We start from the raw sequence: 26,483 nt of genomic DNA, 5'->3' as shown, positions 1-26,483 counted from the left end.
AGTGATCAACGATATCAAGAAAGACGCCGACGCGCGCATGAAGAAAAGCGTCGAGGCGATGAACGCCAATTTTCACAAGATCCGCACCGGGCGCGCGCATCCCAGCTTGTTGGATGCGGTGCATGTGAATTATTACGGCGCCGACATGCCGCTCAATCAGGTGGCGAGCGTCAATGTGGAAGACGCGCGGACCCTGGCGGTAATGCCGTGGGAAAAGAGCATGGTGCCCAAGGTCGAGAAGGCCATCATGACCGCCGATCTGGGCCTCAATCCCGCCGCTGCGGGTAACGTGATTCGTGTGCCTTTGCCGCCGCTGACCGAGGAAACGCGCCGCAATTATATCAAGCAGGCGCGTGGCGAGGCGGAAAACGCGCGCGTCGCGATCCGCAACGTTCGGCGTGATGCCAACGGTGATCTCAAGGGGCTCCTCAAGAAGAAAGAGGTCACCGAAGACGATGAACATCACGCCATCGATGAGATCCAGAAGATGACCGACAAGTATGTCGCTGAGATCGACAAGCTTCTGGAAAATAAGGAACACGACCTTTTGCAGGTCTGAGAGGTGACCGTCGGGACGCGCTTCCGTCGACCTCCATGATACGGGATCCCATGACCTCACAGCCGTTTTCTCCACCCCGTACGGGCGAACTGCCACGCCATGTGGCGGTCATCATGGATGGTAACAATCGCTGGGCGCGTGCACATGGGCTGTCCGGCATCCGCGGACATCGCGCGGGTGTCGAGTCGGTGCGTGCAGTGATCCGCCGTGCCGCCGAGCGTGGTATCGGTACACTGACCTTGTTCGCCTTCTCCAGCGAGAACTGGAAACGCCCTGCCTCCGAGGTTGACGCGCTGATGGAGCTGTTCCTGATCGCCCTCAAGCGCGAGGTTAAAAAGCTTCATGGCCACGGCGTTCGTTTATCGGTGATCGGCCAGCGCGAGGGATTTTCCACGTCCATTCAGCAATATATCGAACGTGCCGAGACCATGACCCGTGACAACCAGGGGCTTCACCTGGTGATCGCGGCCAATTATGGCGGCCGCTGGGACATGACGCGTGCCGCGCGGCGGTTGGCGCAACGGGTCTCGGCGGGGGAGTTGGTACCCGACGCCATTGACGAGGAAGCACTTGGCGCTGAAATCAGTCTGGCCGATGAAGCACCCGTCGACTTGTGCATCCGCACCAGCGGTGAACAAAGGATTTCCAACTTCTTGTTGTGGCAGCTGGCCTACGCGGAATTCTATTTCACTCCCGAGCTGTGGCCGGATTTCGGTGCCGAGGCATTCGATGCCGCGCTGAGCGCCTACACAGAGCGCCAGCGCCGTTTCGGCATGTCCCCTGAACAAGTCGAGGCGCATGGTGCTTAGGCAACGTATTCTTACTGCGTTGGTTCTGGCGCCATTGGCACTGCTTGGCTTGTTTGGGCTTACGGGTCTCCCTTTTGCCTTGTTCACGGGCGCGATCGTACTGATCGGTGCCTGGGAGTGGGCCAACCTGGCTGGTTTCGAGCGCCAGGTGCCGCGACTAGCCTTTGCCGCTGCCTGTGCCGTGGCGCTGCTTCTTCTAGGGCTAAGTGGTGCAGTGCATCAGTCCTGGCCGTTGTGGCTGGGTATGCTGGGTTGGCTGGCCAATCTCTATTGGGTGGTGCGCTATCCTCAACAATACGCGCAATGGCAAGGTCGTGCGGTGCGCCTGGGCATGGGCCTGTGGGTGCTGCTACCGTGCTGGGTCGGCTTCATTCAATTGCGCGGCGACGGCGCGGCATGGCTGCTGTTCGTGCTGCTGTTGATCTGGGTGGCGGATATCGGTGCCTACTTCGCGGGGCGTGCGTTCGGGCGCCGCAAGCTGGCCGCACACGTGAGCCCCGGAAAGTCCTGGGAAGGTGTCTATGGCGGTATGGCGGCGGTGGCGGTGCTGGCTCTGGTTTTCGCGCAGTGGCAGGGAATGGCCGCCGGTGATGCGTTGTGGCTGATGGTGTTGGCGCTGCCGGTGGTGTTGATATCGGTGCTGGGCGATCTGTTCGAAAGCATGCTCAAGCGTCAGCGCGGCTTGAAGGATTCGAGCTGCCTGCTGCCCGGGCATGGTGGTGTGCTCGATCGCATCGACAGCTTGATTGCCGCGATTCCGCTTTTCGTATTGTTGCGCCCATGGTTGGGCTGAGGTGACGCATGGAATATGCCGATTGCGCTCGGATACAACGTGTGACCGTGCTTGGAGCCACCGGCTCCATCGGCAAGAGCACTCTCGATGTCATTGCCCGTCATCCCCAACGTTATCGGCTGCATGCCTTGACCGCCTATCGTTCGCGCGAAACGCTGCGCGATCAGTGCTTGGTTCATCGCCCCGAAGTCGCGGTGCTTGGCGAGGAACGCGACGCTGCCTGGTTGCGTGATGCGCTCGCCGAGGTCGGCATCGATACCCAAGTGCGCGCCGGCGAGGCGGCGTTATCGGAAGTCGCTGGAAGTGCCGACAGCGAGGTGGTGATGGCTGCCATCATGGGGGCGGCCGGCTTGATGCCGACACTGGCTGCGGTACGCGCCGGCAAGCGCGTGCTGCTCGCCAACAAGGAAGCCCTGGTGATGTCCGGCGCGCTGTTCATGGAGGCCGTCGAACGTCATGGCGCGATATTGTTGCCCATCGATTCTGAACATAATGCCATTTATCAGTGTCTACCCACCGAGCATCGTGGTGGGTTAGCGCGCCAGGGCGTGACTCAGTTGTTGTTGACCGCGTCCGGGGGGCCCTTTCATGACTGGTCCCAGGCGCAATTGAAAGCCGTGACCCCGGAGCAGGCGTGTGCGCATCCCAATTGGTCGATGGGTCGCAAGATCTCGGTGGATAGCGCCACCCTGATGAACAAGGGGCTCGAGCTGATCGAGGCATGCTGGTTGTTCGATGCGCAGCCGGAACAGGTTCAAGTCGTGGTGCACCCGCAAAGCGTCGTTCACTCCATGGCCGCCTATAGTGACGGTTCGGTGATCGCGCAGTTGGGCAATCCCGATATGCGTACGCCGATCGCCTATGGGTTGGCTTGGCCCGAGCGCATCGATGCCGGCGTGGCGCCGCTGGATCTGTTTCAGGTGGCGCGGCTCGATTTCGAGGCGCCCGATGAAGCACGCTTCCCTTGTCTGCGTCTCGCTCGTGAGGCGATGGCGGTGGGCGGTACTGCCCCGGCCACGCTCAATGCCGCCAATGAAGTAGCGGTGGAAGCGTTTCTCGACGCACGGCTAGGGTTCGTGGATATTCCACGCCTGGTGGCGGCGGTCTGTGAGGCTTGTGAGGTACATTCGGCGCATGAGTTGAGCGCGGTGCTGGCTGCGGACGAGGCGGCGCGACGCGAGGCCGAACGGCAATTGACGCGGTTCACGTCATGATGTGCGGACTTGGCAAGCCGCAGGAAGGAGGGCGACCCCATGGGCGTGATTGAGAATCTGCTGGCAGTGATCGTGGTGCTGGGGTTGTTGATCACCTTTCACGAATACGGCCATTTCTGGGTTGCGCGACGTTGTGGTGTCAAGGTGCTGCGTTTCTCGGTGGGCTTCGGCAAGCCGCTATGGTCGCGTGTCGATCGCCATGGCACGGAGTTCGCCGTGGCGGCGATACCGCTGGGTGGCTACGTCAAGATGCTCGACGAGCGTGAGGGCCCGGTGGCGCCGGAGGAGCAAGCGCAGGCATTCAATCGCAAGAGTGTCTGGGCACGCATCGCCATCGTATCGGCTGGACCGCTGGCGAACTTTTTGCTTGCCTTCGTCGCCTATTGGGCGCTGTTCGTCTATGGCACGACCACGGTGGCGCCGGTGATTGGCGATATCGCTGCAGACTCGCCGGCCGCCCGGGGCGGCTTGCAGTCCGGGCAGGAGATCGTGGCCGTCGAGGGCGAACGTACGCCTTCCTGGGGGGAGGTCAATCTCAAGTTGGTGGCGGCCATTGGCGCCAATGGCGAGCTCGAGGTCACGACGCGTGAGTCTGAAACGGCCTCGCCGGAGCGTCATCGCGTACCGGTCAGTGACTGGCTGGTACGCCAGGATCCGCCGCGCCCCTTGGCCACGTTGGGGGTGACGCCGTGGCGTCCCGAGCTGCCCGCCGTGCTGGGAGAGGTGCTGAATGACGGGCGTGCCCAGCAGGCCGGGCTGCAAAGCGGTGACCGCATCGTCAGCGTCGACGGTGCCGGCGTCGAGGATTGGATGGCATTCGTCGAACGTGTGCGTGACAACCCCGGTAAGACGCTGGCGCTGCGAGTCGAGCGGGACGGTGAGCGACGCGACGTGATGTTGACGCCGGCCACGCGCGAGCAGGAAGACGGCACGGCGATGGGGTACATCGGCGTAGGGGTACAAACCACCGAGTGGCCTGAGCGTTACCGTCGCGAGATTCGTTATGGGCCGCTGGATGCCGTCGGTGAGGCGGTGAGCAAGACCGGCGAGATGAGCTTGCTCACACTGGATTCGATCCGCAAGATGCTGGTGGGGCTGATCTCGCCCTCCAATCTGTCGGGGCCGGTGACGATTGCACGCATCGCGGGTGATTCCGCGCGCAATGGCGTGGAAAGCTTCATCAGCTTCCTGGCTTATTTATCGATCAGCCTGGGGGTTCTCAATCTCTTGCCGATTCCCGTGCTCGACGGCGGTCACTTGGTTTATTACCTGATCGAAGCGGTGCGGGGGCGTCCGGTGCCCGAGGCGGTACAAGCCTTTGGGTTGCGCATCGGTGTCGCCTTGGTGGGCTCGTTGATGTTGATGGCGTTGTATTTCGACTTGATGCGTTTGTAGAGGCGTCGTTGCGGGGCAGCTCGCCAGCAGGCTTTAATGTGGGCCATCAATGGCATGTCGTAAGCGGCCATCGGCCGCAAGGATGAGCGACCCGGGTGAAACGGCGAGGCGGGGTACGACCTTGCCAGTCACCCAGGGAAATGTATAAGGTGCCTGTTCCATGAGCGGGCGGACTCGACAAAAGCGAATCGACTGCATGAAGATCAAGACCATCGGATTGGCGGTGCTGCTGCTGACCGCGACTCCCGCGGCACTGGCGGCCTCCTTCGAGATTTCAGATATTCGCGTGGAAGGGCTGCAGCGCGTATCGCCGGCATCGGTGTTCAATGCCTTTCCAGTCAGCGCACGTGACCAGGTCGATGACCGTGAATTGGCCGAGGCGTCGCAGGAGCTGTTCGATACGGGCCTGTTCGACGACATTGAACTGTCGCGTGACGGCGATGTATTGATTGTCAATGTGGTCGAGCGCCCCACCATCGCCAGCATCGAGCTCAACGGCAACTCCCAGGTGGCCGATGAGGATCTTCGAAAGGGGATGACCGAGGCCGGGCTCGATGAAGGCCAGGTGTTGCAGCGCTCGACGCTCGATGAGGTGCAGCGTGAGCTCGAGCGGCTTTATCAATCTCAAGGGCGTTATAGCGCCAATATCGAGACCAGCGTCGAGGAGCTCGACAACAACCGCGTCGAAGTCCATATCGACATCAACGAGGGCGCGGTCGCCAAGATTCACCAGATCAACTTCGTCGGCAACCAGGACTTCGACGATGACACCCTGCGTGACTTGTTCGCGTTGGAAGACAAGCCGGGTTGGTTCTTTGGCTGGTTTTCCGACGATGAATATTCTCGAGACAAGCTCTCGGGCGATCTTGAGACGCTACGCTCCTTCTACCTGGATCGCGGCTACGTCAACTTCGACATCAGTTCTTCCCAAGTGTCGATCAGCCCAGACAAGTCCGATATCTTCATCACCATCAACGTCGATGAAGGCAAGCGTTACAAGCTCGACGAAATTCGCTTTGCAGGCGATCTCAAGATCGACGAAAGCGAGGCGCGTAAGCTGGTGACCGCCGAACCCGGCGAATATTACTCACAAAGCGCAATGACCGAGTCCGCCGAGGCCTTGCGCAAGCGTCTTGGCGCCGAAGGATTCGCCTTCGCCGAGATCAACAGCGTGCCCGAGGTCGATGCCGACGGCGACACCGTGGCTGTGACTTTCCAGGTCGATCCGGGGCGGCGTGCCTATGTGCGACGCATCAATTTCGAGGGTAATACGACGACTCAGGACGAAGTGCTGCGTCGCGAGATGGTCCAGATGGAAGGCGCGCCGGCTTCCACCGATCAGATCAGTCAATCCCGCGAGCGCCTGCAGCGACTGGGTTTTTTCCGTTCGGTCGACGTCGAAACACGTCCCGTCTCCGATGAGTCCGACCAGCTCGATGTGACCTATAACGTCGAGGAGCAGCCGTCCGGCTCGGTCTCGGCCAGCTTGGGCTTTTCGCAAAGCGCCGGGGTCATCTATGGTGCGTCGCTGTCCCAGAGTAACTTCCTGGGTACCGGTAACCGCGTCAACGTCAATGCGCAGAAAGGTGATTACTTTACCAATCTCAACTTCGGGTATACCGACCCTTATTGGACGTTGGACGGCATTTCGCGCGGCTATAACCTCTATTATCGCGAAACCAACTATGAAGACTTCGATGACATCTCGACCTACTCCTCGGATGCCATTGGCGGCAGCATCAACTTCGGGTATCCGATCAACGATCTGTCACGCCTCAACTTCGGCGTCGGTATCGAGGACCTGTCACTCGATACCTATCGCGATACGCCCTTGGAAATTGTTCAGTACACGGAAGACGAGGGCGACGACTTCCTGAACTACAAGCTCACCGCCAGCTGGACGCGTAACAATCTCAATCGCGGCATCATGCCCACCGACGGCAGCTATCAGAAATTGTCGCTGGAGACCGCAGTGCCGGGGAGCGATACGCAGTACTACAAGACGCGTTACGAAGGTCAGAAGCTGTTTGAATTCCGTCCCGAATGGTCACTGAAATTCAGCACCAACGTTGGCTATGCAGACACCGTCGGAGACGACGCTTACCCGTTCTACGAAAACTTCTACGCGGGTGGCCTAGGCTCGGTACGCGGCTTTTCCAGCAATACGCTGGGGCCGAAGACCACGCCTGGTGGCGATGGCGACGACGATACCCTGGGAGGTAACGTGCTCGTCGAAGGTTCCGCCGAGTTGATCTACCCATTTCCGTGGGTCGAGGATCGCCGCTCGCTGCAGACCAGTGTGTTCTTCGATGCCGGCAATACCTACCTGACCGATTGCTACGATGTGCCGGAAGGTAGAAGTTCTAGCTGTAGCAGTGGCGTGGATATGGGAGACCTGCGCTATAGCGTCGGGCTAGGACTTTCCTGGTTGACCCCGGTGGGGCCGTTGACCTTCAGTGTCGCCAAGCCGATCAGCGACGAAGAAGACGACGATACTCAGGTCTTTCAGTTCTCGCTGGGTCAGACCTTCTAAAGCAGGCTGACGCAGCGTCATGCGCCAGGTGCGGCGACGTGACCGCCGCATCGAGTGACCATAACGAATCAAGGAGAGGGTGTGATGCGCAAATTGACGGGTGCCCTATGTCTTGGGGTGATGAGTGTGATGTCCATGCCTGCCATGGCGAACGAGGTTGGCGTGATCGACTGGCGTCAGGCGTTGTTGAATTCGGATGCCGCCCAGCGCTCCATGAACGAGCTCAAGAATCAGATCGGCGACAAGAAGCAGCGCGCCGAATCGCTCAGCCAGGAACTGCAGCAGTTGCAACAGAAGCTCCAGCAAGATGGCGCGGTGATGTCCGATGCTGAGCGCAACAGCGCTCAACAGGAGCTGCGTAGCAAGGGGTCCGAGTTCCAGCAGTTGCGCCAGCAGATTCAGAGCATGCAACAGGAGAAGGAACAGTCCTTCATGCAGTCGGCCAAGCCCAAACTCGATCGCGCCGTCGAGCAGGTCGTCGAGAAGCATGGCCTGGACCTCGTGGTGGATCGCGATGCGGTGGTATATTCGGAGGATGGCCTCGACGTTACCGAGGAAGTCACTCGCATCTTTAACTCGCTCAATTGAGCCCATGGGGCGCCGGTGGCGCCCCATGGTTAGCGGTTCCAAGCGCACATGAAGACCCTTACTCCTTGCGCCTTCACGCTCGGTGAACTGGCCGAACGTCTCAAGGCCCGCTTGGTCGGCGATAGCGATCATCGTGTCACTGGCCTGGCTACTTTGCTTGATGCGGGCCCGAACGACATTACGTTCCTGGCCAACAAGACCTATCTGAAGTACTTGCCCGAAACACGCGCGGCTGCCGTGCTGGTGCACCCCGCGTATGGCGCCGAGGTGCCTTGTGCACGGCTCGAACTCGACAATCCCTATCTCGGTTACGCCGAGCTATCGAGGCTGTTCGATCCGCTGGCCGGCCAGGCGCCGGAAGGCGTTCACCCCAGTGCGGTGGTCGCCGAAAGCGCACTTCTTGGGGCTCGCGTCTCGGTCGGCCCACAGTGTGTGATCGAAGACGGCGCTGTCATTGGTAATGGCTGCGTGATCGGCGCCGGTAGCATCGTCGGCGCCCACAGTGAAATCGGCGTCGACTCTCGCCTGCATGCTAATGTCACCGTCTATCACGGCGTGAGTGTCGGACGGCGTGCCATCTTGCACAGCGGTTGTGTGGTGGGTGCCGATGGTTTCGGTTTTGCGCATGATGGCCAGGGCTGGCACAAGATCGCGCAGTTGGGTGGTGTCATCGTAGGCGATGACGTCGAAATCGGTAGCTGCTCGAGCATCGACCGTGGCGCCTTGGGAGACACGTTGATTGGCGATGACGTCAAGATCGACAGCCAGGTGCAGATCGCGCATAACGTGCAGATCGACGATCATAGCGCCTTGGCAGGGTGCGTAGGAATCGCCGGCTCGACCCGCGTGGGACGCCACTGCATGCTGGGTGGCGGTGTGGGTCTCTCGGGGCATCTGACGATTTGCGATGGCGTTCAGGTCACCGGCATGAGTCTGGTCACCAACTCCATCTACGAGCCCGGGGTTTATTCCTCGGGAACGGGTGCCATGCCCAATGGCTTGTGGCGCAAGAATGCGGTGCGTTTCAAACAGCTCGACGATCTCGCCAAGCGTCTGGTGCGTCTGGAACGGGATGCCTCGGACGCCGCCCAAGGCTGATGGCTGCCAGCTAGGCGGGTCTGTATAATCCCTGCCCATCCAGATAGGCGGAGTACTCCGTCCTCGTGTGCCTGCCTTCACGGCAGGCACTTCGTTATTTCAGAGGTTGTATCGATGGTAATGGACATCAACGAGATCCGTGAGTATTTACCGCATCGTTATCCGTTCTTGCTGGTGGATCGCGTCATGGACATCACGGTCGGCGAGTCGATCGTCGCCAACAAGAATGTCAGCATCAACGAACCATTTTTCAATGGACATTTCCCGCATCATCCGATCATGCCCGGTGTGTTGATCATCGAGGCCATGGCGCAGGCATGCGGTATCCTCGGGTTCAAAACCGTCGACAAGATGCCCGCCGACGGTTATGTCTATTATCTTGTAGGAAGCGATAACGTGCGCTTCAAGCGTCCGGTGATGCCGGGCGACCAACTGCGATTGGAAGCCAACGTCATCATGAGCAAGCGCGGGATCTGGAAATTCGCCTGCCGTGCCACGGTCGATGGCGAGCTGGCCTGCGAAGCCGAGATCATCTGTGCCGAGAGGAAAGTCGCTTGATTCATCCCAACGCCATCGTCGACCCCAGTGCGCGTGTGTCCGATGACGTCGACATCGGCCCGTTCTGCGTGATCGGCCCCGACGTTGAAATCGGGGAAGGCACGGTGATCGGTCCGCACGTGGTGCTCAAGGGGCCCACGCGCCTGGGGAAACGCAATCGGATCTTCCAGTTCGCCTCCGTTGGCGAGGATTGTCAGGACAAGAAGTACGACGGAGAACCCACTCGTTTGGAGATGGGTGACGACAATGTCGTGCGCGAAGGGGTTACCCTGCATCGCGGGACAATGCAGGATAAAGAGGCAACCGTCATCGGCTCGCGCAATCTTTTCATGGCCTACGCACATGTCGGGCACGACTGCGTCATCGGCGATGATTGCATCCTTGCCAACCAGGCGACCTTGGCCGGACATGTCACCATCGGCGATCACGCTATCCTCGGGGGGCTCTCGGCGATCCATCAGTTTTGCCATATCGGTACGCATGCCATGTGCGGTGGCGGGTCGATCATCACCAAGGATGTCCCGGCCTACATCATCGTCAATGGCAATCCTGCGCAGGCGCATGGGCTCAACCTGGTGGGGCTCAAACGTCGCGGTTTCTCGCGCGAGGCCCTGCGCGCGCTGGGAGAAGCTTACCGCACCGTCTATCGCCAGGGATTGACCATGGAGCAAGCGCTGGAGCGTCTCGCGAACGATTTCGAAGGCCCGGAAGTCGCGACGTTCCTGGCGTCGCTGAAGAATTCCCAGCGCGGTATCACGCGCTGAACGAGGCACGTCATGCGTATCTACCTGGTCGCGGGAGAGCTATCGGGCGATATCCTCGGCGCCGGCTTGATGCAGGCGCTGAAGCGTCGCTATCCCGACGCCGAGTTTCGCGGTATCGGCGGTCCACGCATGCTCGCCGAAGGCTTGCACTCGCTGTACCCGCTGGAGACGCTATCGGTCATGGGGCTGGTCGAGGTGCTCAAGCACTTGCCTGGCCTGATCAAGGTTCGACGGCATTTGCGGCGTGATGCCCTGGCTTGGCAGCCGGACGCGATGATCGGTATCGATGCCCCCGACTTCAATCTGGGGCTCGAGCGCCAATTGCGTATTGTCGGCATCCCTACTGCGCATTACGTCAGCCCTTCGGTCTGGGCGTGGCGCCAGGGCCGAGTGAAGAGTATTGCCCAGTCGGTCGATGCCATGCTCACCTTCCTGCCCTTCGAGGCGGCTTTTTATGCGCGCCATGATGTGCCGGTGGCCTTCGTCGGCCATCCGCTGGCCGATGAACTGCCGTTGGTCAACGATCGTCAGGCGGCACGCGCGGCACTGGGGTTGTCGCCCACAGCGCCGTTGCTGGCGTTGTTGCCAGGCTCACGCAGTAACGAAATCCGCTTTTTGGGACCTACATTTCTGGAGAGCGTCGCCTGGTTGCGTGAGCGTATCCCCGACTTGCAGGTGATCGTGCCGGCGGCGTCTCCGGCACGTCGCGAAGAACTCGAGGTACTGCTGGCCGATCATCCGGCCCGTGAGAGCGTCGTTCTGTGCGATGGCGAGTCGCGTCAGGCGATGACCGCCGCCGATGCGGTGCTGCTCGCATCTGGGACCGCTGCGCTTGAAGCCATGCTCTGCCATCGTCCCATGGTGGTGGCTTACAAGATGGCGCCAACCACGCACTGGTTAGCCAAGCGCATGGTCAAGACCGACTGGATCTCGCTGCCCAATCTGATTGCCCAGGAGACCCTGGTGCCCGAGCTGGTACAGGACGCCGCCAGTAGTGAGGCGATCGGCGCGGCGTTGCTCGAATGGCTCGGTGACGACGCCAAGCGCCAGGCGATGGAGATGCGTTTTGCAGACTTGCACGCTACGCTCCAGCGTGGTGCCAGCGAGCGCGCTGCCGAGGCCATCGACGGCTTGATCACCCACGGTCGTTTGCCGCGACAGGAGGAGAACGCATGACGGAGCTGCCACCGTTGGTGATCGATTATCAGGGCGCGTGTCTGGCGGGCGTCGATGAAGTGGGGCGCGGTCCTTTGGTGGGCAGCGTAGTCGCGGCCGCGGTGATTCTCGATCCGGCGCGACCCATCGAGGGGCTGGCCGACTCCAAGACTCTCAGCGAAAAACGCCGCCTGGCATTGGCCGAGGCCATTCGCCAACACGCGACGGCCTTCGCGATAGGCGAAGCGTCGCCCGCCGAGATTGACACGCACAACATCCACCACGCGACGCATCTGGCCATGCGGCGTGCCATCGATGCCCTGCCGGTGGCGGCGGAATATCTGCTGGTGGACGGCAATCGGATGCCGGGGCATCATGTGCCAGGGCAGTGCGTGGTCAAGGGCGACCAACGCCATGCCGCCATCGGCGCTGCCTCGATTCTGGCCAAAGTGACGCGCGACGCTCAGATGCTCGCCCTGCACGAGCGCCATCCCGAGTATGGACTCGCGCGCCACAAGGGCTATCCTACCCGTGAGCACCGCGAGGCGCTCGAGCGCCTGGGGCCGCTCGATGAGCATCGCCGCTCGTTTGCGCCGGTCAAGCAGCTGCTGCCGGCGTAGCGCCACATCACGCTGTTACCCAATTCATTCAGGAAGGTGTCGCCCGGACGGCATCGTCCGTTGCGTCTCAAGAGCTCGTCATGACTACGCCTTTCGTTCATCTGCGTGTGCACAGTGAATATTCCCTGGTCGATGGCCTGGTGCGCTTGAAGCCGCTGATCGAGGCGACGGCCGAAAGCGGCATGCCGGCCGTGGCCGTGACCGACGATTCCAACCTGTTCGGCCTGGTCAAGGCCTACAAGGGCACGCAAGGCGCGGGCCTCAAGCCGATCATCGGCGCCGACCTGTGGATGGAGAATCCTCACGACGAGGCGCATCCTTACCGCTTGACGCTGTTGGCGATGGACAACGACGGTTATCGCCATCTCACTGAGTTGATATCTCAGGGCTGGAGCGAGGGGCAGCAGCGTGGTCAGGGGATCCTCAAGAAGGAGTGGATCTTCGAGCGCAGCGCGGGGTTGATCGCTTTGTCCGGTGCCCGTGAAGGAGAGATCGGGCGTCATCTTCTGACCGAACACGGCCAGGCGGCCCGCGAGCTGTGCGATGCCTGGAACGCCGCCTTCCCCGGGCGGTTTTATCTGGAAATCCAGCGCACCGGGCGCGAACATGATGAGGAATGCCTGCATCTGTCGGTGGCACTGGCGGCCGACACCCAGACACCGGTCGTGGCGACCAATGACGTCCGTTTCCTGACCCGCGAGGGGTTCTGGGCCCACGAAACGCGAGTGGCGATCGGCGAGGGCAAGGCGCTCGACGATCCACGACGCGAACGCCACTACAGTGAAGAGCAGTACCTGAAGAGCCCGCAAGAAATGGCCGAGCTGTTCGCCGATCTTCCCGAAGCGCTGGAGAACAGCGTGATGATCGCTGCGCGCTGCAACGTCGATGTACCGTTGGGTGAAATCTTCCTGCCCGAGTATTCGGTGCCGGATGGCATGAGCATGGAGAGCTTCTTCCGCAAGATCTCCCACGACGGCCTCACCGAGCGGCTCGAAAAGCTCTTTACCGGCGAGACGCCGATCTATCCCGGGCGCGACCTCAGTGAGTACGAGGGGGCCTATCGCGAGCGGCTCGACTTCGAGCTCAATATCATTCTCGAGATGGGCTTCCCCGGGTACTTTCTGATCGTCATGGACTTCATCCAGTGGGCCAAGGATAACGACATTCCGGTGGGGCCAGGGCGTGGCTCGGGAGCTGGCTCGTTGGTCGCCTACGCCCTCAAGATCACCGACCTGGACCCGCTCGAGTACGATCTACTGTTCGAACGTTTCCTCAACCCGGAACGCGTGTCGATGCCCGACTTCGACGTCGACTTCTGCATGGAGAAGCGCGACCGGGTCATCGAATACGTGGCCAGCCGTTATGGGCGAGACGCCGTCTCGCAGATCGTGACCTTCGGCACCATGGCCGCCAAGGCCGTGGTGCGCGACGTGGCCCGTGCCCAGGGCAAGCCGTATTCGATGGGCGACAAACTATCCAAGCTGATCCCTTTCGAGGTTGGCATGACGCTGACCAAGGCCATCGAGCAGGAGCCGTCGCTCAAGGAATATCTGGACAACGATGAGGAATCCCAGGAAATCTGGGACATGGCGCTCCAGCTCGAGGGGATCACGCGCGGCACCGGCAAGCACGCCGGCGGGGTGGTGATTGCGCCCACCAAGCTGACCGATTTCTCGCCACTGCTGTGTGAGGAAGACGGCAGCGGGCTGGTAGTGCAGTACGACAAGAATGACATAGAGGAAGCCGGGCTGGTCAAGTTCGACTTCCTGGGGTTGCGCACGCTGACGATCATCGACTGGGCGCTGGAGATGGTCGATACGGTGCGCGCCCGCGAAGGTCAGGGGCCGCTGGATATCGCGTCGATCCCGCTCGATGACGTGCCGACCTTCGATATGCTCAAGAAGGCCGAGACAACGGCGGTCTTCCAGCTCGAATCGCGTGGCATGAAGGAGCTGATCAAACGCCTGCAGCCGGACTCGCTGGAGGACATGATCGCCCTGGTGGCACTGTTCCGTCCGGGGCCGCTGCAATCCGGCATGGTCGACGACTTCATCAATCGCAAGCATGGTCGCGCCGAGGTCGCCTATCCACACCCGGATTACCAGCACGAGTTGCTCAAGCCGGTGCTTGGTCCCACCTATGGCATCATCCTCTATCAAGAGCAGGTGATGCAGATCGCCCAGGTGATAGCGGGTTACAGCCTGGGCCAGGCCGACATGCTGCGCCGCGCCATGGGCAAGAAGAAGCCCGAGGAAATGGCCAAGCAGCGTGCCGGTTTCATGGAAGGGTGCGCCGCCAACGGTGTCGACAAGGACCTGGCCGGCAACCTCTTCGACCTGGTGGAAAAATTTGCCGGTTACGGGTTCAACAAGTCGCATTCGGCAGCCTACGGCCTGGTCTCGTACCAGACGGCGTGGCTCAAGGCGCATTATCCTGCCCCCTTCATGGCAGCGGTGTTGTCCACCGAGATGGATAATCTCGACAAGGTCGTGCCGCTGATCGAGGAATGCCGCAAGCAGGGGCTGACGGTCACGCCGCCGGACGTCAACATCGGCAGCTACAAGTTCACCGTCGATGAGCAAAATCGCGTCGTATATGGTTTGGGCGCGATTCGCGGCGTCGGTGAAGGGCCCATCGGGGCGATCGTCGAGGCGCGCGAGGCTGACGGCGCTTTCGACGACCTGTTCGATTTTTGTCGCCGTGTCGACGCCAAGCGCCTCAACAAGCGTACGCTGGAGGCGTTGATCCGCTCCGGTGCGCTGGATAACCTGGGGCCGACCCGGGCGGTGTTGATGGCGTCGCTGGATGCCGCGCTCAAGGCGGCGTCGCAGAGCAATGCCAATGCCAGCGCGGGGATGATCGACATGTTCGGCGACGCCTTCGTCGAACCGGAAAGTGGCGATGTCTACGCCGACTATCACCATGCCCGCGACTGGTCAGATAAAGAGCGCCTGGCGGGAGAGAAAGATACCCTGGGCCTCTACCTGACCGGCCACCCCATCGACGAGTACGAAAGCGAGCTCAAGCGTTTCGTGTCGACACGCATCGTCGATCTGAAACCGCAGCGCGGCGAGTCGCAGCGTGTCGCGGGGCTGGTGGTGGCCATGCGCACCATGAAGTCCAAGCGCGGCGACACCATGGCCTTCATTACCCTGGATGACCGTACCGGACGTATCGAGGCCTCGCTGTTCGGCGAGATGTACGAGCAGATGCGTGGCAAACTCGGCGCCGATGACGTCCTGATCATCGAAGGTGAAGTGAGTACCGACGATTATTCGGGCGGGCTGCGCCTGCGTGGCAAGGAAGTGACGCCGATGGTCGATGCGCGTACGCGCTATGGCGAGGCCGTGGAACTCGCGGTGGACGGCACGCGTCTCAATGGACGTTTCGCGCGCAATTTGCAAGATAGCTTGACGCGGTGGCGGGATCCTCAGGGGCTGCCGGTACGCGTGCGCTACCGCAACCCCCAGGCCAGCGGCGTGCTGGAACTGGGTGAGCCCTGGCGCGTATCGCCCAGCGACGACTTACTTATCGCCCTGCGCGAAGTGGAGGGACAGGAGGCGGTTACGCTGCGTTATCGTGGGTGATTCCGTCATCGCTGGCCATGGTGCTGGCGCGCGGTGTCTTGCGTGATGCGTTCAGGGTGCGATAATGCCGGTTTACGGCCGGTTGGCGCCATGCCCTGTCCGTCACAGCGTCGCCTCGCGCGACATCGGACGTGCGGCCCCGGGCTGCCCAAGACCACAAAGTAGACGTTCTATGAATCCCAACTACCTGGACTTTGAACAGCCGATCGCCGAGCTGGAAGCCAAGATCGATGAACTACGTCTGGTCGGTAACGACAGCCGTATCAGCTTGAGCGACGAAATCGGCAAGCTTGAAGACAAGAATCACAAGCTCACCGAATCGATTTTTCGCGACCTCAGCGCCTGGCAGGTATCGCAGCTCTCGCGTCATCCTCAGCGTCCTTACATGCTGGATTACCTCGACAACTTGTTCGAGGATTTCGACGAGTTGCATGGCGATCGTCACTTTGCCGATGACGCCGCCATCGTGGGTGGCGTGGCGCGCCTCGATGATAAACCGGTGATGGTCATCGGTCATCAGAAGGGGCGTGATGTCAAAGAGAAAGTGCGGCGCAACTTCGGTATGCCGCGCCCGGAAGGCTATCGCAAGGCGTGCCGGCTGATGGAAATGGCCGAGCGCTTCCAGATGCCGGTCTTGACCTTCATCGATACTCCCGGCGCCTATCCGGGAATCGACGCCGAGGAGCGCGGCCAGAGCGAGGCCATAGCATACAATCTGGCGGTCATGTCGCGCCTCAAGACGCCGATCATCTCCACCGTCGTGGGCGAGGGTGGCTCCGGTGGCGCCCTGGCGATCGGTGTCTGCGATGAGCTGCAGATGCTGCAGTATTCGACCTATGCGGTCATTTCCCCGGAAGGCTGTGCCTCGATCCTGTGGAAGAGCGCCGAAAAGGCCTCCGAGGCGGCGCAAGCGATGGGTATTACCGCCGAGCGCCTCAAGGAGCTGGGCTTCGTCGATACCCTGATCAAGGAGCCGCTGGGGGGCGCGCACCGCAATCCGCAGAAGATGGCCGATGGCATCAAGGACGCCCTCGGCGCGAGCCTCGAGCGGCTGGAGGCCATGGAGACGGACGCCCTGTTGTCGCGTCGCTATGAGCGACTGATGAGTTATGGCGCGCCCCAATAACACATCGTCTTCCCCCGATGCCCTTGTCGACGACGCCCTGGCGATGACCTCGCCGGGGCGTTGCGTTTGGGTGGCGCTGTCAGGCGGCCTGGATTCCTCCTTGATGCTGACGTTGGCGGTGGCGGCGTGTCGTCGTCACCCACGGCCGCTCTATGCGGTGCACGTCAATCATCACCTGCAGCCGGCCGCCGAGGATTTCGAGCGTCATTGTCGAGCGCTTTGTTCACGCCTGGGCGTGCCGCTCTTCGTCGAGCGTGTCACGGTGGTACGTGGTGAGCACGGCCTCGAGGCTCATGCCCGTGAGGCGCGGCTTGCAGCGTATGCGCGCCGTGTCCCACCGGGCGACACCCTGCTGCTGGCACAGCATGCCGACGATCAGGCCGAAGGCCTGTTGCTGGCGGGACTGCGCGGAAGTGGTTTGCGCGGCATGGCGGGCATGCCGGAGAGGCGCGAGTGGCAGGAGCGTTACATGGTCCGGCCGTGGCTATCCGTGACGCGTGCAGCGCTGGAGCGTGAAGCCGCGACACGCGATTTAAGTTGGGTCGAGGATCCGTCCAACGCCGATGAGCGCTTCGATCGCAACTATCTGCGCCACACGGTCATGCCAGCGCTGGCGGCACGCTGGCCGGGCGCGGCGACATCGCTGGCGCGCACCGCCGAGCACCTAGGCGAGAGCGATGCGCTGCTGGAAGAACTGGCCGAAGACACCTTGCAGGCATTGGGAGACGATGCTGCCTGCTTGTCGGTGGCGGATCTCCTGGCGCTTTCCCGGCCCCGCCAGCGTCTGCTGGTACGCCATGCCTGTCGGCGACTCTCCCTGCCCACGCCACCGCGCGCGCGCCTCGAAAGCTTGCTCGATCAATTGCAGGCCCGCGACGATGCTCAGGTCCATATCGATTGGCCGGGCGCGCAAGCCAGGCGCTGGCGAGGGCATCTCTATCTGCTGGCACCGCTGGACGCACCACCGGTGGCGGATACCTTCCTGACCTGGGATGGCCGCGCGCCCCTGGTGACACCGCTGGGTCCGCTGGCGTGGCAACTGCTTCCCGATCCTCTGCGTGATGTCAGTCTCACGCTGCGTTTGCGTCGGGGTGGCGAGACGCTGCGTCTCCCAGGGCGCGGGCGGCGCGATCTCAAGCGCTTGCTGCAGGAGCGCCACGTTCCACCGTGGCAGCGCGAACGCCTGTGGCTGGCCTGGGAGGACGATACCCTGGTCGGGGTGCTGGGCATCGCCGCCGCCGAAGGCTGGCGGCTGCGGGCGATGCCTGATGATGCTGATGCGTCTAGGCATCGATAACCAGCGAAAAGCCGGCATTGCGTTGATAGCGCGCTTCCTGATCGAGGTCGGCCATCAACAGCGGTCGGTCGCTGGCCTGATCGAGATACACATATAGGGTCTCGCCATCGGCCTGGAGGCGGACATCGAGGACGGGCGCCTCGGGGCGCGAATGATTGAGGGCCACCGCTAGGCGCAGAAGTCGCGCTAGTCGTGCATAGGTCGATCGCGTGGCGGCAGGCAGGGCATCGAGTTCCTTGGCGGGAAACTTGCGTCGATGGGCGCGCACCAGAAAGGCCAGAGACTGTTGCTCGGGACGCGAAAAACCGGCCAGGTCGGAGTTTTCGAGCAGATAGGCGCCGTGGCGATGAAACTGACTGTGCGAGACCGCGAGGCCAACTTCGTGCAACTCGGCGGCCCAGGCCAGGAACTGACGCTGCTCCTGGCTCAACGGCCAGATGTCGGCGACGTGCTCGCAGAGTTGCACGGCAGTGGCGCGCACATTGTTTGCTTGACGCGTGTCGACGTCAAAACGCCGACGCAGCGTGAGTAGCGCCGAGGCTCGGGAATCCTCGGCGGTATTGCGGCCGAGAAGATCATACAGCACGCCTTCGCGCAGGGCGCCATCCGAGTAGCGCATGCGTTCGAGTTCGAAGGCCTCGAAGATGGCGCACAGAATCGCCACGCCCGCCGGAAATACCCGGGCTCGGTCGCTCTTGAGCCCTTCCATGACGACCTTGTCGAGCTTCTTGCACTTTAGTAGTCGGCTACGCAGGTTCTGTAGTCCCTGGCGCGTGATCATACCTTCCGGCGCGTCTCCGCTCGCGGCCTGCACGGCGGCGATGGCCTTGATGGTGCCACTGGAGCCGACCGGGTCCTGCCAGCCGAGCTCTTGATAGGGGCGCCGAATGTTGGCGAGCTCCGAACGCGCAGCGAGTTCGGCATCGCGAAAGCGCCGCTCGGTGATCGCGCCGTCGGCGAAGAAGCGTCGCGTATAGGCCACGCAGCCCATGTGCAAGCTTTCCAACGCCAGGGGCTCGAAACGCTCGCCGATAATGAGCTCGGTGGAGCCGCCGCCGATGTCGACGATGAGTCGGCGTCCGTGTACTTCCGCCAACGCATGTGCGGCGCCCAGATAGACAAGGCGCGCTTCCTCGCGGCCGGCGATGATCTCGATGGGATGGCCGATCAGCGCCTCGGCTCGGTCGATCAGCGTCTGACGGTTGTATGCCGCGCGCAAGGCGTTGGTGCCCACGATGCGCACGTCGCCAGCGTCGAGGCCACTCAGGTAGGGGGCGAAGCGCTCCAGGCAGGCAAGGGCTCGCTCTGAAGCGGCGTCATCGAGGTACTCTTCGGCGTCGAGCCCGGCTGCCAGCTGTACCTTCTCGCCGAGCTTGGCGACGACCTGGAGCTGACCGGCGTAATGATTGGCGACCAGCAGGTGGAAGCTGTTCGAGCCGAGGTCGATGGCGGCAAGACGCCTTGGCGCCGGATGGCGGCTGCTCATGCGAGGATCCTTTTCACAGAAGTATGGCAAGGTTGCGGGGGCGCCCGAGGCTTGTCAATTGTCGCCATGCGGCGTCCAATGGGGAATGATGAATTGGCCTAATGTCCAGGAGACGGCGCATGTCCGAACAGTTATTCGAGGTGACGGACGACACCTTCGAGGCCCGCGTTCTGGAAGCAGCTACACCCACCCTGGTGGCTTTCGTGGCGTCCTGGTGTGGCCCTTGCGTCGAATTGCGCCCGCGCCTGTCCGCCCTGGCCGGCGCGCGTGCGACGACGTTGCAGGTCGCGCTGTGCGATGTCGACTTCAATACGGCCATGGCCCAAAAGTACGGTGTGCGCGGCATGCCGACCCTGGCGCTTTTTACCGATGCGGGGTTGGATACCACGCGCGTGGGGGCGCTGTCCGCTGCGCAACTCGAGACATGGCTCGATCACCAGCTCGCGAATTGAGGCCGTGTCATGGAGATGGCCAATTCCCGATAAGACGCGTCGTTGCGCCTCGGCATCACGCATGAGCAAAGTGGGCTTGCGTTTGGCTGGCGCCTTGACTACCATCGAGACGTTCGCCTGTTCCGAATGCTTCCTGACCGTTAACGCGGCATAGCCGTCGCGGTCCTCCAAGTCGTCAGATCGCCCCAAGTATTCTTGTCTCGCCAAGCCTCCCGATGAGGAGCTAGGCATGGCGCCAGGCGACGCGAACCGAATCTCTCAATACCGTTTTTCGCCAATCCCTCGCGCGGCGATGCCTTGAAGCATGAATGCGGCGAGTGGAACGGATGTCCTGGGGCCCTCTGAACGCACCGCGCGGCGCACAACCGCCTCCTGTCTTTTGTCCGGCAATCCCATTGCCTCGCCGACACGAGCAATCTCTGACGAAACCGATGAATCTTACCGAACTCAAGCAAAAAACCGTTCCCGAACTGCTGGATATTGCCCGGGAAATGGGCATCGACAATCTGGCACGTTCGCGTAAACAAGACATCATCTTCGCCATTCTCAAGAAGCATGCGAAAAGTGGTGAAGACATTTATGGCGATGGTGTGCTGGAAATCCTGCAGGATGGCTTCGGCTTTCTTCGCAGTGCTGACAGCTCCTATCTGGCCGGCCCCGATGACATTTATGTCTCGCCGTCGCAGATCCGTCGCTTCAACCTGCGCAAGGGCGATAGTATCGCCGGCAAGATTCGACCGCCGAAGGAAGGGGAGCGTTATTTCGCGCTGCTCAAGGTCAGCCAGATCAACTTCGACCGGCCCGAAAACGCCAAGCACAAGATCCTGTTCGAGAACCTGACGCCGCTGTTCCCGCAGGAACGCATGGTGATGGAGGTCGGTAATGGCTCGACGGAGGACCTGACCTCGCGGGTAATCGATCTTACGTCGCCCATCGGCAAGGGCCAGCGTGGTTTGCTCGTGTCCCCGCCCAAGGCGGGCAAGACGCTGATGCTGCAGAACATCGCGACGTCGATCACGCGCAACAATCCCGAATGCCATCTGATCGTGCTGCTGATCGATGAACGTCCCGAAGAGGTCACCGAGATGGCGCGCACCGTGCGTGGTGAGGTGGTGGCCTCGACCTTCGATGAACCTCCCGCTAGGCACGTCCAGGTGGCGGAGATGGTCATCGAAAAGGCCAAGCGATTGGTCGAGCACAAGCGCGACGTGGTGGTACTGCTTGATTCCATTACACGCCTGGCCCGGGCCTACAACACCGTGGTTCCGTCTTCCGGCAAGGTGTTGACCGGTGGTGTCGATGCCCATGCCCTGGAGAAGCCCAAACGCTTTTTCGGTGCGGCACGCAACATCGAAGAGGGCGGCAGTCTGACGATTATCGCCACCGCGCTGGTCGACACTGGCTCGAAGATGGATGAAGTGATCTTCGAGGAGTTCAAGGGTACGGGTAACATGGAAGCCCATCTGGACCGCAAGCTGGCCGAGAAGCGCGTCTATCCGGCACTCAACATTCGACGTTCCGGTACCCGGCGCGAGGACCTCATTGCCTCCGAGGAAGAAATGCAGCGCATGTGGATCTTGCGCAAGTTACTCAATCCCATGGAAGACGTGGCCGCGACCGAGTTCCTGATCGATCGCTTGAAGGATACGAAGACGAATATCGAGTTCTTCGAGGCCATGAAAAAACGTTGATTCTGGCCTGCCTCGGCTGACGCGTGCAAGATAGCGCCGGACTGAAGGCCGATGGGCGGTCAATGAAAGGGCGGCATGTTATGCTGCCCTTTTCGCGTTCTGGCACGGAAAACCACATGAAATATCGGGACTTGCGCGATTTCATCGCGGCGCTGGAGGAACGTGGCGAGCTCCAGCGAATCACGGCGGAGGTCGATCCTTACCTGGAGGTCACCGAGATCTGTGATCGCACGCTGCGCGCGGGCGGACCGGCGTTGCTGTTCGAGAACGTTAAGGGACATGCCATGCCGTTGCTGGGCAACCTGTTCGGGACGCCTGAACGTGTTGCGCTGGGCATGGGACAGGACTCGATAGCCGCGCTGCGCGAGGTCGGCGAACTGCTGGCGTTTCTCAAGGAGCCTGAGCCGCCCAAAGGCTTCCGCGATGCCTGGGAAAAGCTGCCGATCTTCAAGCAGGTGATGAGCATGGGGCCCAAGACGTTGCGTAAGGCGCCATGCCAGGAAGTGATCCGCGAAGGCGATGATGTCGATCTCGACCAACTGCCGATCCAGCATTGCTGGCCGGGCGATGTGGCGCCGCTGGTGACCTGGTCGCTGGTGGTGACCAAGGGGCCCCATAAGGAGCGCCAGAATCTGGGCATCTACCGCCAGCAGAAACTGGGCAAGAACCGCCTGATCATGCGCTGGCTCTCGCATCGCGGCGGAGCGCTGGATTTTCAGGAATGGCAGCAAGCCCACCCGGGCGAACCGTTCCCGGTGGCGGTAGCGCTGGGCGCCGATCCGGCGACCATTCTCGGTGCGGTGACGCCGGTGCCGGACAGTCTTTCCGAATACGCCTTCGCCGGCTTGCTACGCGGCTCGCGCACCGAGCTGGTCAAGTGCGGCCATGCCGATCTAGAAGTGCCTGCGTCCAGCGAAATCGTTCTCGAGGGTTACCTCTACCCCGACGATACGGCGCCGGAAGGCCCTTATGGCGATCATACCGGCTACTACAACGAGGTCGAGACGTTCCCGGTCTTCACCGTCGAGCGCATCACGCATCGCCGCGACCCGATCTATCATTCCACCTATACGGGGCGGCCGCCGGACGAACCCGCCGTCCTTGGCCTGGCACTCAACGAAGTGTTCGTGCCGATCCTGCGCAAGCAATTTCCTGAGATCGTCGATTTCTACCTGCCACCGGAGGGCTGTTCCTACCGCATGGCGGTGGTGACCATGAAAAAGCAGTACCCGGGCCACGCCAAGCGCGTGATGATGGGCGTCTGGAGCTTCTTGCGCCAGTTCATGTACACCAAGTTCGTGATCGTGCTCGATAATGATGTCGACGCGCGCAACTGGGAAGACGTGATCTGGGCCATCACCACGCGCATGGATCCGGCGCGCGATACGGTCATGGTCGAGAACACGCCGATCGACTATCTCGACTTCGCCTCGCCGGTACCAGGCCTGGGCTCGAAGATGGGATTCGATGCCACTACCAAATGGGCAGGCGAAACCGACCGCGAGTGGGGCACGCCCATCGTCATGGACGATGCCGTCAAGCAGCGTGTCGACGCGCGCTGGGAGGAATACGGCATCACGACGCCGCCACCGGCACCCCGCCATTCGCCTCAGAGCGACGAACGAGGACACGATGACGCCTAAGACGCTGAGCTGCCATGTCGAGTCGGTCGAGGACCTGACGACCGACGTATTTCGCGTCCATCTGACGGGGCGCCGCGAGGCGATCGCGCATGCCCCTGGCCAGTATCTGGAACTCAAGCTGGACGACGATACCTGGGTGCCGTTCTCCATCGCCAACGCCCATGTCGACGACGGCATCATCGAGTTGCACGTCCAGCATTGGCCGGAACGCAGCAACTCGGCACGCTTGCGCGAAATCTTAGTGCATGCCGCCCAGTTGACGGTGCGTCTGCCCAATGGCGGCTGCGTACTGGATACGCACAGCCGGCGGCCGCTGACCCTGATTGCGGCAGGCACCGGTTTCGCTCAGATGAAGGCCATCGTCGAGGCTGCGCTGGCCAACGAGCATCCGGGCCCGATTCGGTTGTGGTGGGCGGTCAAGCATCCACGGGATCTGTATCTGGAAAGCCTGGCGCTGCAATGGGCCGCCGAGCATACGCATGTCGAGATGCACACCGTCAGCGAGGAGAGCGACCCCGGATTGAGCACGCCAACGGGCGTGACACGCCACGTCGGGCGTATCGATGCGATCCTTGCCGACGCGCTGGGGGACGTGTCCGGTGACGATGTCTATCTCTCCGGCTCTCCGGGCATGGTCTATGCGTGTGTCGATACGCTGGCGCCATTGGGGCTTGATCCTGAACGAGTCTTCTCGGATGTCTTTGCCTATGCTCCGCGTGTGCCGCTGATTCCACTGCCGGACGATACGCCCGAGCGCGTGCCGCTATCGCCCGGGGAGCGCCACGCGGAGGACGACGCATGAGCCAATCACCGATTCTCGTCACGGGTGGCGCCCAGCGCCTGGGGCGCCATTGTGTGGAGCGCCTGCTCGACGATGGCCAGCCGGTGATCATGAGCTACCGTCGAGAACGTGAGTCTCTGGAGGGATTGCGTCGGCGTGGGGTGGTGACCCTGCCGGCGGACTTTTCCAGCGAGGCGGGCATTCACGACTTCCTCGCACGCCTCAAGGCACAGACCTCGTCGCTGCGTGCCATCGTCCATAATGCCAGCGACTGGGCGCCGGACAGCCTAGACGACGATGCCGGCGCCAATTTCGAACGCCTGTTTCGCGTGCACATGCAGGCCCCGTACCTGATCAACCTGCATGCCCGCGAGCTGCTGGATGCCTGCCAGGAACCGCAGCGCGACATCATCCACATGACCGATTACGTCAGCCAGAAGGGCTCGCGCAAGCACGCCGCCTATGCGGCGACCAAGGCGGGGCTGGAAAATCTGACCCTGTCGTTTGCCGCGATGTACGCGCCGAGTATTCAGGTCAACGCCATCGCGCCGGCCTTGATCATGCTGGGCGACGGTGACGACGAAGCCTATGCCGAGAAGGCCAAGGCTAAGTCGTTGATGGCCAAGGTGCCGGGGCCGGGAGTCATTTATCAGACGCTGCGTTATCTGCTCGACAACGATTTCGTGACCGGTGCGATACTGCCTGTCGACGGCGGCCGTCACTTGCGATGAGCGATAGCCCTGCCGCGGGCTTGTCAAGTGGCGACAGCCGTGTAGGATGAGGGCATGTTCAGGAGTCAACCCATGTCGATAGCATCAGCCACCGCAAGCATGCATTCCCTGCCGATTCAGGCAGCGGAAAGTGCCGTGCGCGCGTTCTTTGGCTTTAGCTATTGGTATTGGTTTAGCCCCGGCGTGCCCGGCGGTAGGGTCTCATGACCTGATACGCCGTGAGGCACGCCCCACCCCGGGTTGCCTCCAGCGTCTTCGAACCCCCGGTCGGCAACCCGATCGGGGGTTTTTGCGTTTAATCCATCCCTTTTTGACGAATGGCATAGGAGCGAAACATGTTCGAGATCGGCGGCGCATGGCAGAGCACGCAGGCACTATATTATTGGCGATTTAGCGACGTCCGGTCGGCTCTAGCGGCCACCTCCGACCGTGAAACGCTGGGTGGTATCCACCGAACACGAAGTTCCGCTGTCTGCCCGTGACGGACAGCCCAGACAAGAGACTCGACATGAACGCACCCTTGACGATGCCCCAACACTCCGAGGTTGCTACGGCACCCTCTCATCAGCCCTTGCCCACACCGGGTGAACTCAAGCAGCGCCTGCCTCTGGAAAGTGATCTTGAGGCGCAGATCGAACGCCAGCGTGGCGAGATCCAGGCCATTCTCGATGGCCGCGATAATCGCCTGCTGGTCGTGGTGGGGCCCTGCTCGATTCACGACCCGCGCGCGGCGCTGGCATACGCCGAAAAGCTCAGTGAGCTCGCCGCGCGCCTCGACGACCGTCTGCTGATGGTCATGCGCGTCTATGTCGAGAAACCGCGTACCACCGTGGGTTGGAAGGGGTTCGCCTATGATCCGCATCTGGATGGCAGTGACGACATGGCGCAGGGCCTGGAGGTTTCGCGGCGCTTGATGCGTGACATCGCTGCCCTGGGCATGCCCGTGGCCACCGAATTGCTGCAGCCGATGGCCGCGCCATACCTGGAGGACCTGCTCAGTTGGGTGGCCATCGGGGCGCGTACTACCGAGTCGCAGATCCATCGTGAACTCGCCAGTGGCCTGCGCGCCCCAGTAGGCTTCAAGAACGGTACTGATGGCAGCGTCGATGTCGCCATTGCTGCGATGCAGTCCGCTGCGCACCCGCACCGTCATTTCGCCCTCGACGATACCGGGCGCCCGGCGATGCGCGAGGCAGAGGGCAACCCGCATACCCACATCGTGCTGCGGGGCGGACATGGCAAGCCTAACTACGATGCGGACTCGGTGCATGCCTGTCGCCGCGAGCTACACAACGCCGGCATCGCGCCGCGCCTGATGATCGACTGCAGCCATGCCAATTCACGCAAGGACCATCGCCGCCAGACCGAGGTCATGTTCGATGTGCTCGAACAACGTCTGGCTGGCAATCGCGATGTGATCGGCGTGATGCTGGAAAGCCACCTGCACGAAGGCAAACAGCCGTTGCAGCCGGGGGCCATGCGTTATGGCGTCTCCATCACCGATGCCTGCCTGGGTTGGGAAGGTACCGAGCACCTGCTGACATTGGCCGCCGAGCGATTGCGTGACTCACGAGCCTGAAGGACTTCATCCTTCTGTCATATC

22 protein-coding genes are annotated in these 26,483 nt (G+C 61.8%); 21 read left to right on the top strand and 1 reads right to left on the bottom strand.

The genetic code is table 11. The features are described 5' to 3' along the window. Position 1: 1 nt before the first annotated feature. The 15 genes from frr to tilS all read left to right on the top strand — a co-directional run bounded on the left by frr (position 2) and on the right by tilS (position 18,096). A complete protein-coding gene (frr, locus tag OP495_RS03185) occupies positions 2 to 559 on the top strand; it encodes a ribosome recycling factor (RefSeq protein ID WP_280562712.1) in 558 nt (185 codons plus the stop codon). A 50-nt stretch (positions 560 to 609) separates the two neighbouring features. Continuing rightward, positions 610 to 1,368, top strand: coding sequence for a polyprenyl diphosphate synthase (uppS, locus tag OP495_RS03180; protein WP_280562713.1), 759 nt, complete (start codon positions 610 to 612; stop codon positions 1,366 to 1,368). After that, entirely contained in the window at positions 1,361 to 2,161 is an 801-nt protein-coding gene (locus OP495_RS03175; RefSeq protein WP_280562869.1) for a phosphatidate cytidylyltransferase, read from the top strand. Before uppS ends, OP495_RS03175 begins: the two co-directional genes overlap by 8 nt. Positions 2,162 to 2,169: 8 nt before the next feature. Next, complete coding sequence (gene ispC, locus OP495_RS03170) at positions 2,170 to 3,375, top strand: 1-deoxy-D-xylulose-5-phosphate reductoisomerase (protein ID WP_280562714.1); 1,206 nt, start codon at positions 2,170 to 2,172, stop codon at positions 3,373 to 3,375. Between the two features lie 39 nt (positions 3,376 to 3,414). Next, the gene (gene rseP / locus OP495_RS03165; RefSeq protein ID WP_280562715.1) at positions 3,415 to 4,770 is read left to right on the top strand and encodes a sigma E protease regulator RseP; all 1,356 of its coding nucleotides are present in this window, start codon (positions 3,415 to 3,417) and stop codon (positions 4,768 to 4,770) included. 196 nt (positions 4,771 to 4,966) lie between these two features. After that, positions 4,967 to 7,303, top strand: coding sequence for an outer membrane protein assembly factor BamA (gene bamA, locus OP495_RS03160; RefSeq protein ID WP_280562716.1), 2,337 nt, complete (start codon positions 4,967 to 4,969; stop codon positions 7,301 to 7,303). An 84-nt stretch (positions 7,304 to 7,387) separates the two neighbouring features. Then, positions 7,388 to 7,891, top strand: coding sequence for an OmpH family outer membrane protein (locus OP495_RS03155; RefSeq protein WP_280567160.1), 504 nt, complete (start codon positions 7,388 to 7,390; stop codon positions 7,889 to 7,891). Positions 7,892 to 7,939: 48 nt separating this feature from the next. Then, positions 7,940 to 8,989 carry a UDP-3-O-(3-hydroxymyristoyl)glucosamine N-acyltransferase gene (lpxD, locus tag OP495_RS03150; protein WP_280562718.1) on the top strand — a complete coding sequence of 350 codons (1,050 nt, stop codon included), beginning with the start codon at positions 7,940 to 7,942 and terminating at the stop codon, positions 8,987 to 8,989. A gap of 114 nt (positions 8,990 to 9,103) precedes the next feature. Next, positions 9,104 to 9,547 (top strand): 3-hydroxyacyl-ACP dehydratase FabZ, encoded by a 444-nt coding sequence (gene fabZ / locus OP495_RS03145; protein WP_280562719.1) that lies wholly within the window; start codon positions 9,104 to 9,106, stop codon positions 9,545 to 9,547. Then, on the top strand, positions 9,544 to 10,311 hold the full coding sequence (lpxA, locus tag OP495_RS03140) for an acyl-ACP--UDP-N-acetylglucosamine O-acyltransferase (RefSeq protein ID WP_280562720.1): 768 nt from the start codon (positions 9,544 to 9,546) through the stop codon (positions 10,309 to 10,311). Before fabZ ends, lpxA begins: the two co-directional genes overlap by 4 nt. Before the next feature lie 12 nt (positions 10,312 to 10,323). Beyond that, entirely contained in the window at positions 10,324 to 11,487 is a 1,164-nt protein-coding gene (lpxB, locus tag OP495_RS03135; RefSeq protein WP_280567158.1) for a lipid-A-disaccharide synthase, read from the top strand. After that, complete coding sequence (gene rnhB / locus OP495_RS03130) at positions 11,484 to 12,086, top strand: ribonuclease HII (protein ID WP_280562722.1); 603 nt, start codon at positions 11,484 to 11,486, stop codon at positions 12,084 to 12,086. The genes lpxB and rnhB overlap by 4 nt, the downstream gene beginning before the upstream one ends. A gap of 80 nt (positions 12,087 to 12,166) precedes the next feature. Then, the gene (dnaE, locus tag OP495_RS03125; protein WP_280567155.1) at positions 12,167 to 15,673 is read left to right on the top strand and encodes a DNA polymerase III subunit alpha; all 3,507 of its coding nucleotides are present in this window, start codon (positions 12,167 to 12,169) and stop codon (positions 15,671 to 15,673) included. Between the two features lie 172 nt (positions 15,674 to 15,845). Beyond that, positions 15,846 to 16,799, top strand: coding sequence for an acetyl-CoA carboxylase carboxyltransferase subunit alpha (locus OP495_RS03120; protein ID WP_280562724.1), 954 nt, complete (start codon positions 15,846 to 15,848; stop codon positions 16,797 to 16,799). Next, positions 16,783 to 18,096, top strand: a complete 1,314-nt coding sequence (gene tilS, locus OP495_RS03115) for a tRNA lysidine(34) synthetase TilS (protein WP_280567154.1) — start codon at positions 16,783 to 16,785, stop codon at positions 18,094 to 18,096. Before OP495_RS03120 ends, tilS begins: the two co-directional genes overlap by 17 nt. Here tilS and ppx read toward each other — a convergent pair. Then, entirely contained in the window at positions 18,083 to 19,582 is a 1,500-nt protein-coding gene (gene ppx, locus OP495_RS03110; protein WP_280567133.1) for an exopolyphosphatase, read from the bottom strand. The genes tilS and ppx overlap by 14 nt on opposite strands. 119 nt (positions 19,583 to 19,701) lie before the next feature. On the opposite strand from ppx, the gene OP495_RS03105 reads away from it, so the two are divergent. The 6 genes from OP495_RS03105 to OP495_RS03080 all read left to right on the top strand — a co-directional run bounded on the left by OP495_RS03105 (position 19,702) and on the right by OP495_RS03080 (position 26,459). Continuing rightward, positions 19,702 to 20,034: a thioredoxin domain-containing protein gene (locus OP495_RS03105; protein WP_280567130.1), complete on the top strand. Its 333-nt coding sequence runs from the start codon at positions 19,702 to 19,704 to the stop codon at positions 20,032 to 20,034. Between the two features lie 431 nt (positions 20,035 to 20,465). Continuing rightward, the gene (rho, locus tag OP495_RS03100; RefSeq protein WP_280562728.1) at positions 20,466 to 21,725 is read left to right on the top strand and encodes a transcription termination factor Rho; all 1,260 of its coding nucleotides are present in this window, start codon (positions 20,466 to 20,468) and stop codon (positions 21,723 to 21,725) included. A 116-nt stretch (positions 21,726 to 21,841) separates the two neighbouring features. Continuing rightward, the gene (gene ubiD, locus OP495_RS03095) at positions 21,842 to 23,368 is read left to right on the top strand and encodes a 4-hydroxy-3-polyprenylbenzoate decarboxylase (RefSeq protein WP_280562729.1); all 1,527 of its coding nucleotides are present in this window, start codon (positions 21,842 to 21,844) and stop codon (positions 23,366 to 23,368) included. After that, positions 23,358 to 24,170 (top strand): NAD(P)H-flavin reductase, encoded by an 813-nt coding sequence (locus OP495_RS03090; protein WP_280567129.1) that lies wholly within the window; start codon positions 23,358 to 23,360, stop codon positions 24,168 to 24,170. Before ubiD ends, OP495_RS03090 begins: the two co-directional genes overlap by 11 nt. Then, the gene (gene folM / locus OP495_RS03085) at positions 24,167 to 24,880 is read left to right on the top strand and encodes a dihydromonapterin reductase (RefSeq protein WP_280567127.1); all 714 of its coding nucleotides are present in this window, start codon (positions 24,167 to 24,169) and stop codon (positions 24,878 to 24,880) included. The genes OP495_RS03090 and folM overlap by 4 nt, the downstream gene beginning before the upstream one ends. Positions 24,881 to 25,388: 508 nt before the next feature. Further along, positions 25,389 to 26,459, top strand: a complete 1,071-nt coding sequence (locus OP495_RS03080; protein WP_280567125.1) for a 3-deoxy-7-phosphoheptulonate synthase — start codon at positions 25,389 to 25,391, stop codon at positions 26,457 to 26,459. Positions 26,460 to 26,483: the final 24 nt, after the last annotated feature.

Origin of the sequence: Chromohalobacter sp. 296-RDG (genome assembly GCF_029889885.1) — a bacterium.
GTDB lineage: Bacteria > Pseudomonadota > Gammaproteobacteria > Pseudomonadales > Halomonadaceae > Chromohalobacter.
Note: the sequence above shows the minus strand (reverse complement) of the source record. Positions and strands in the feature narration are given on the sequence as shown.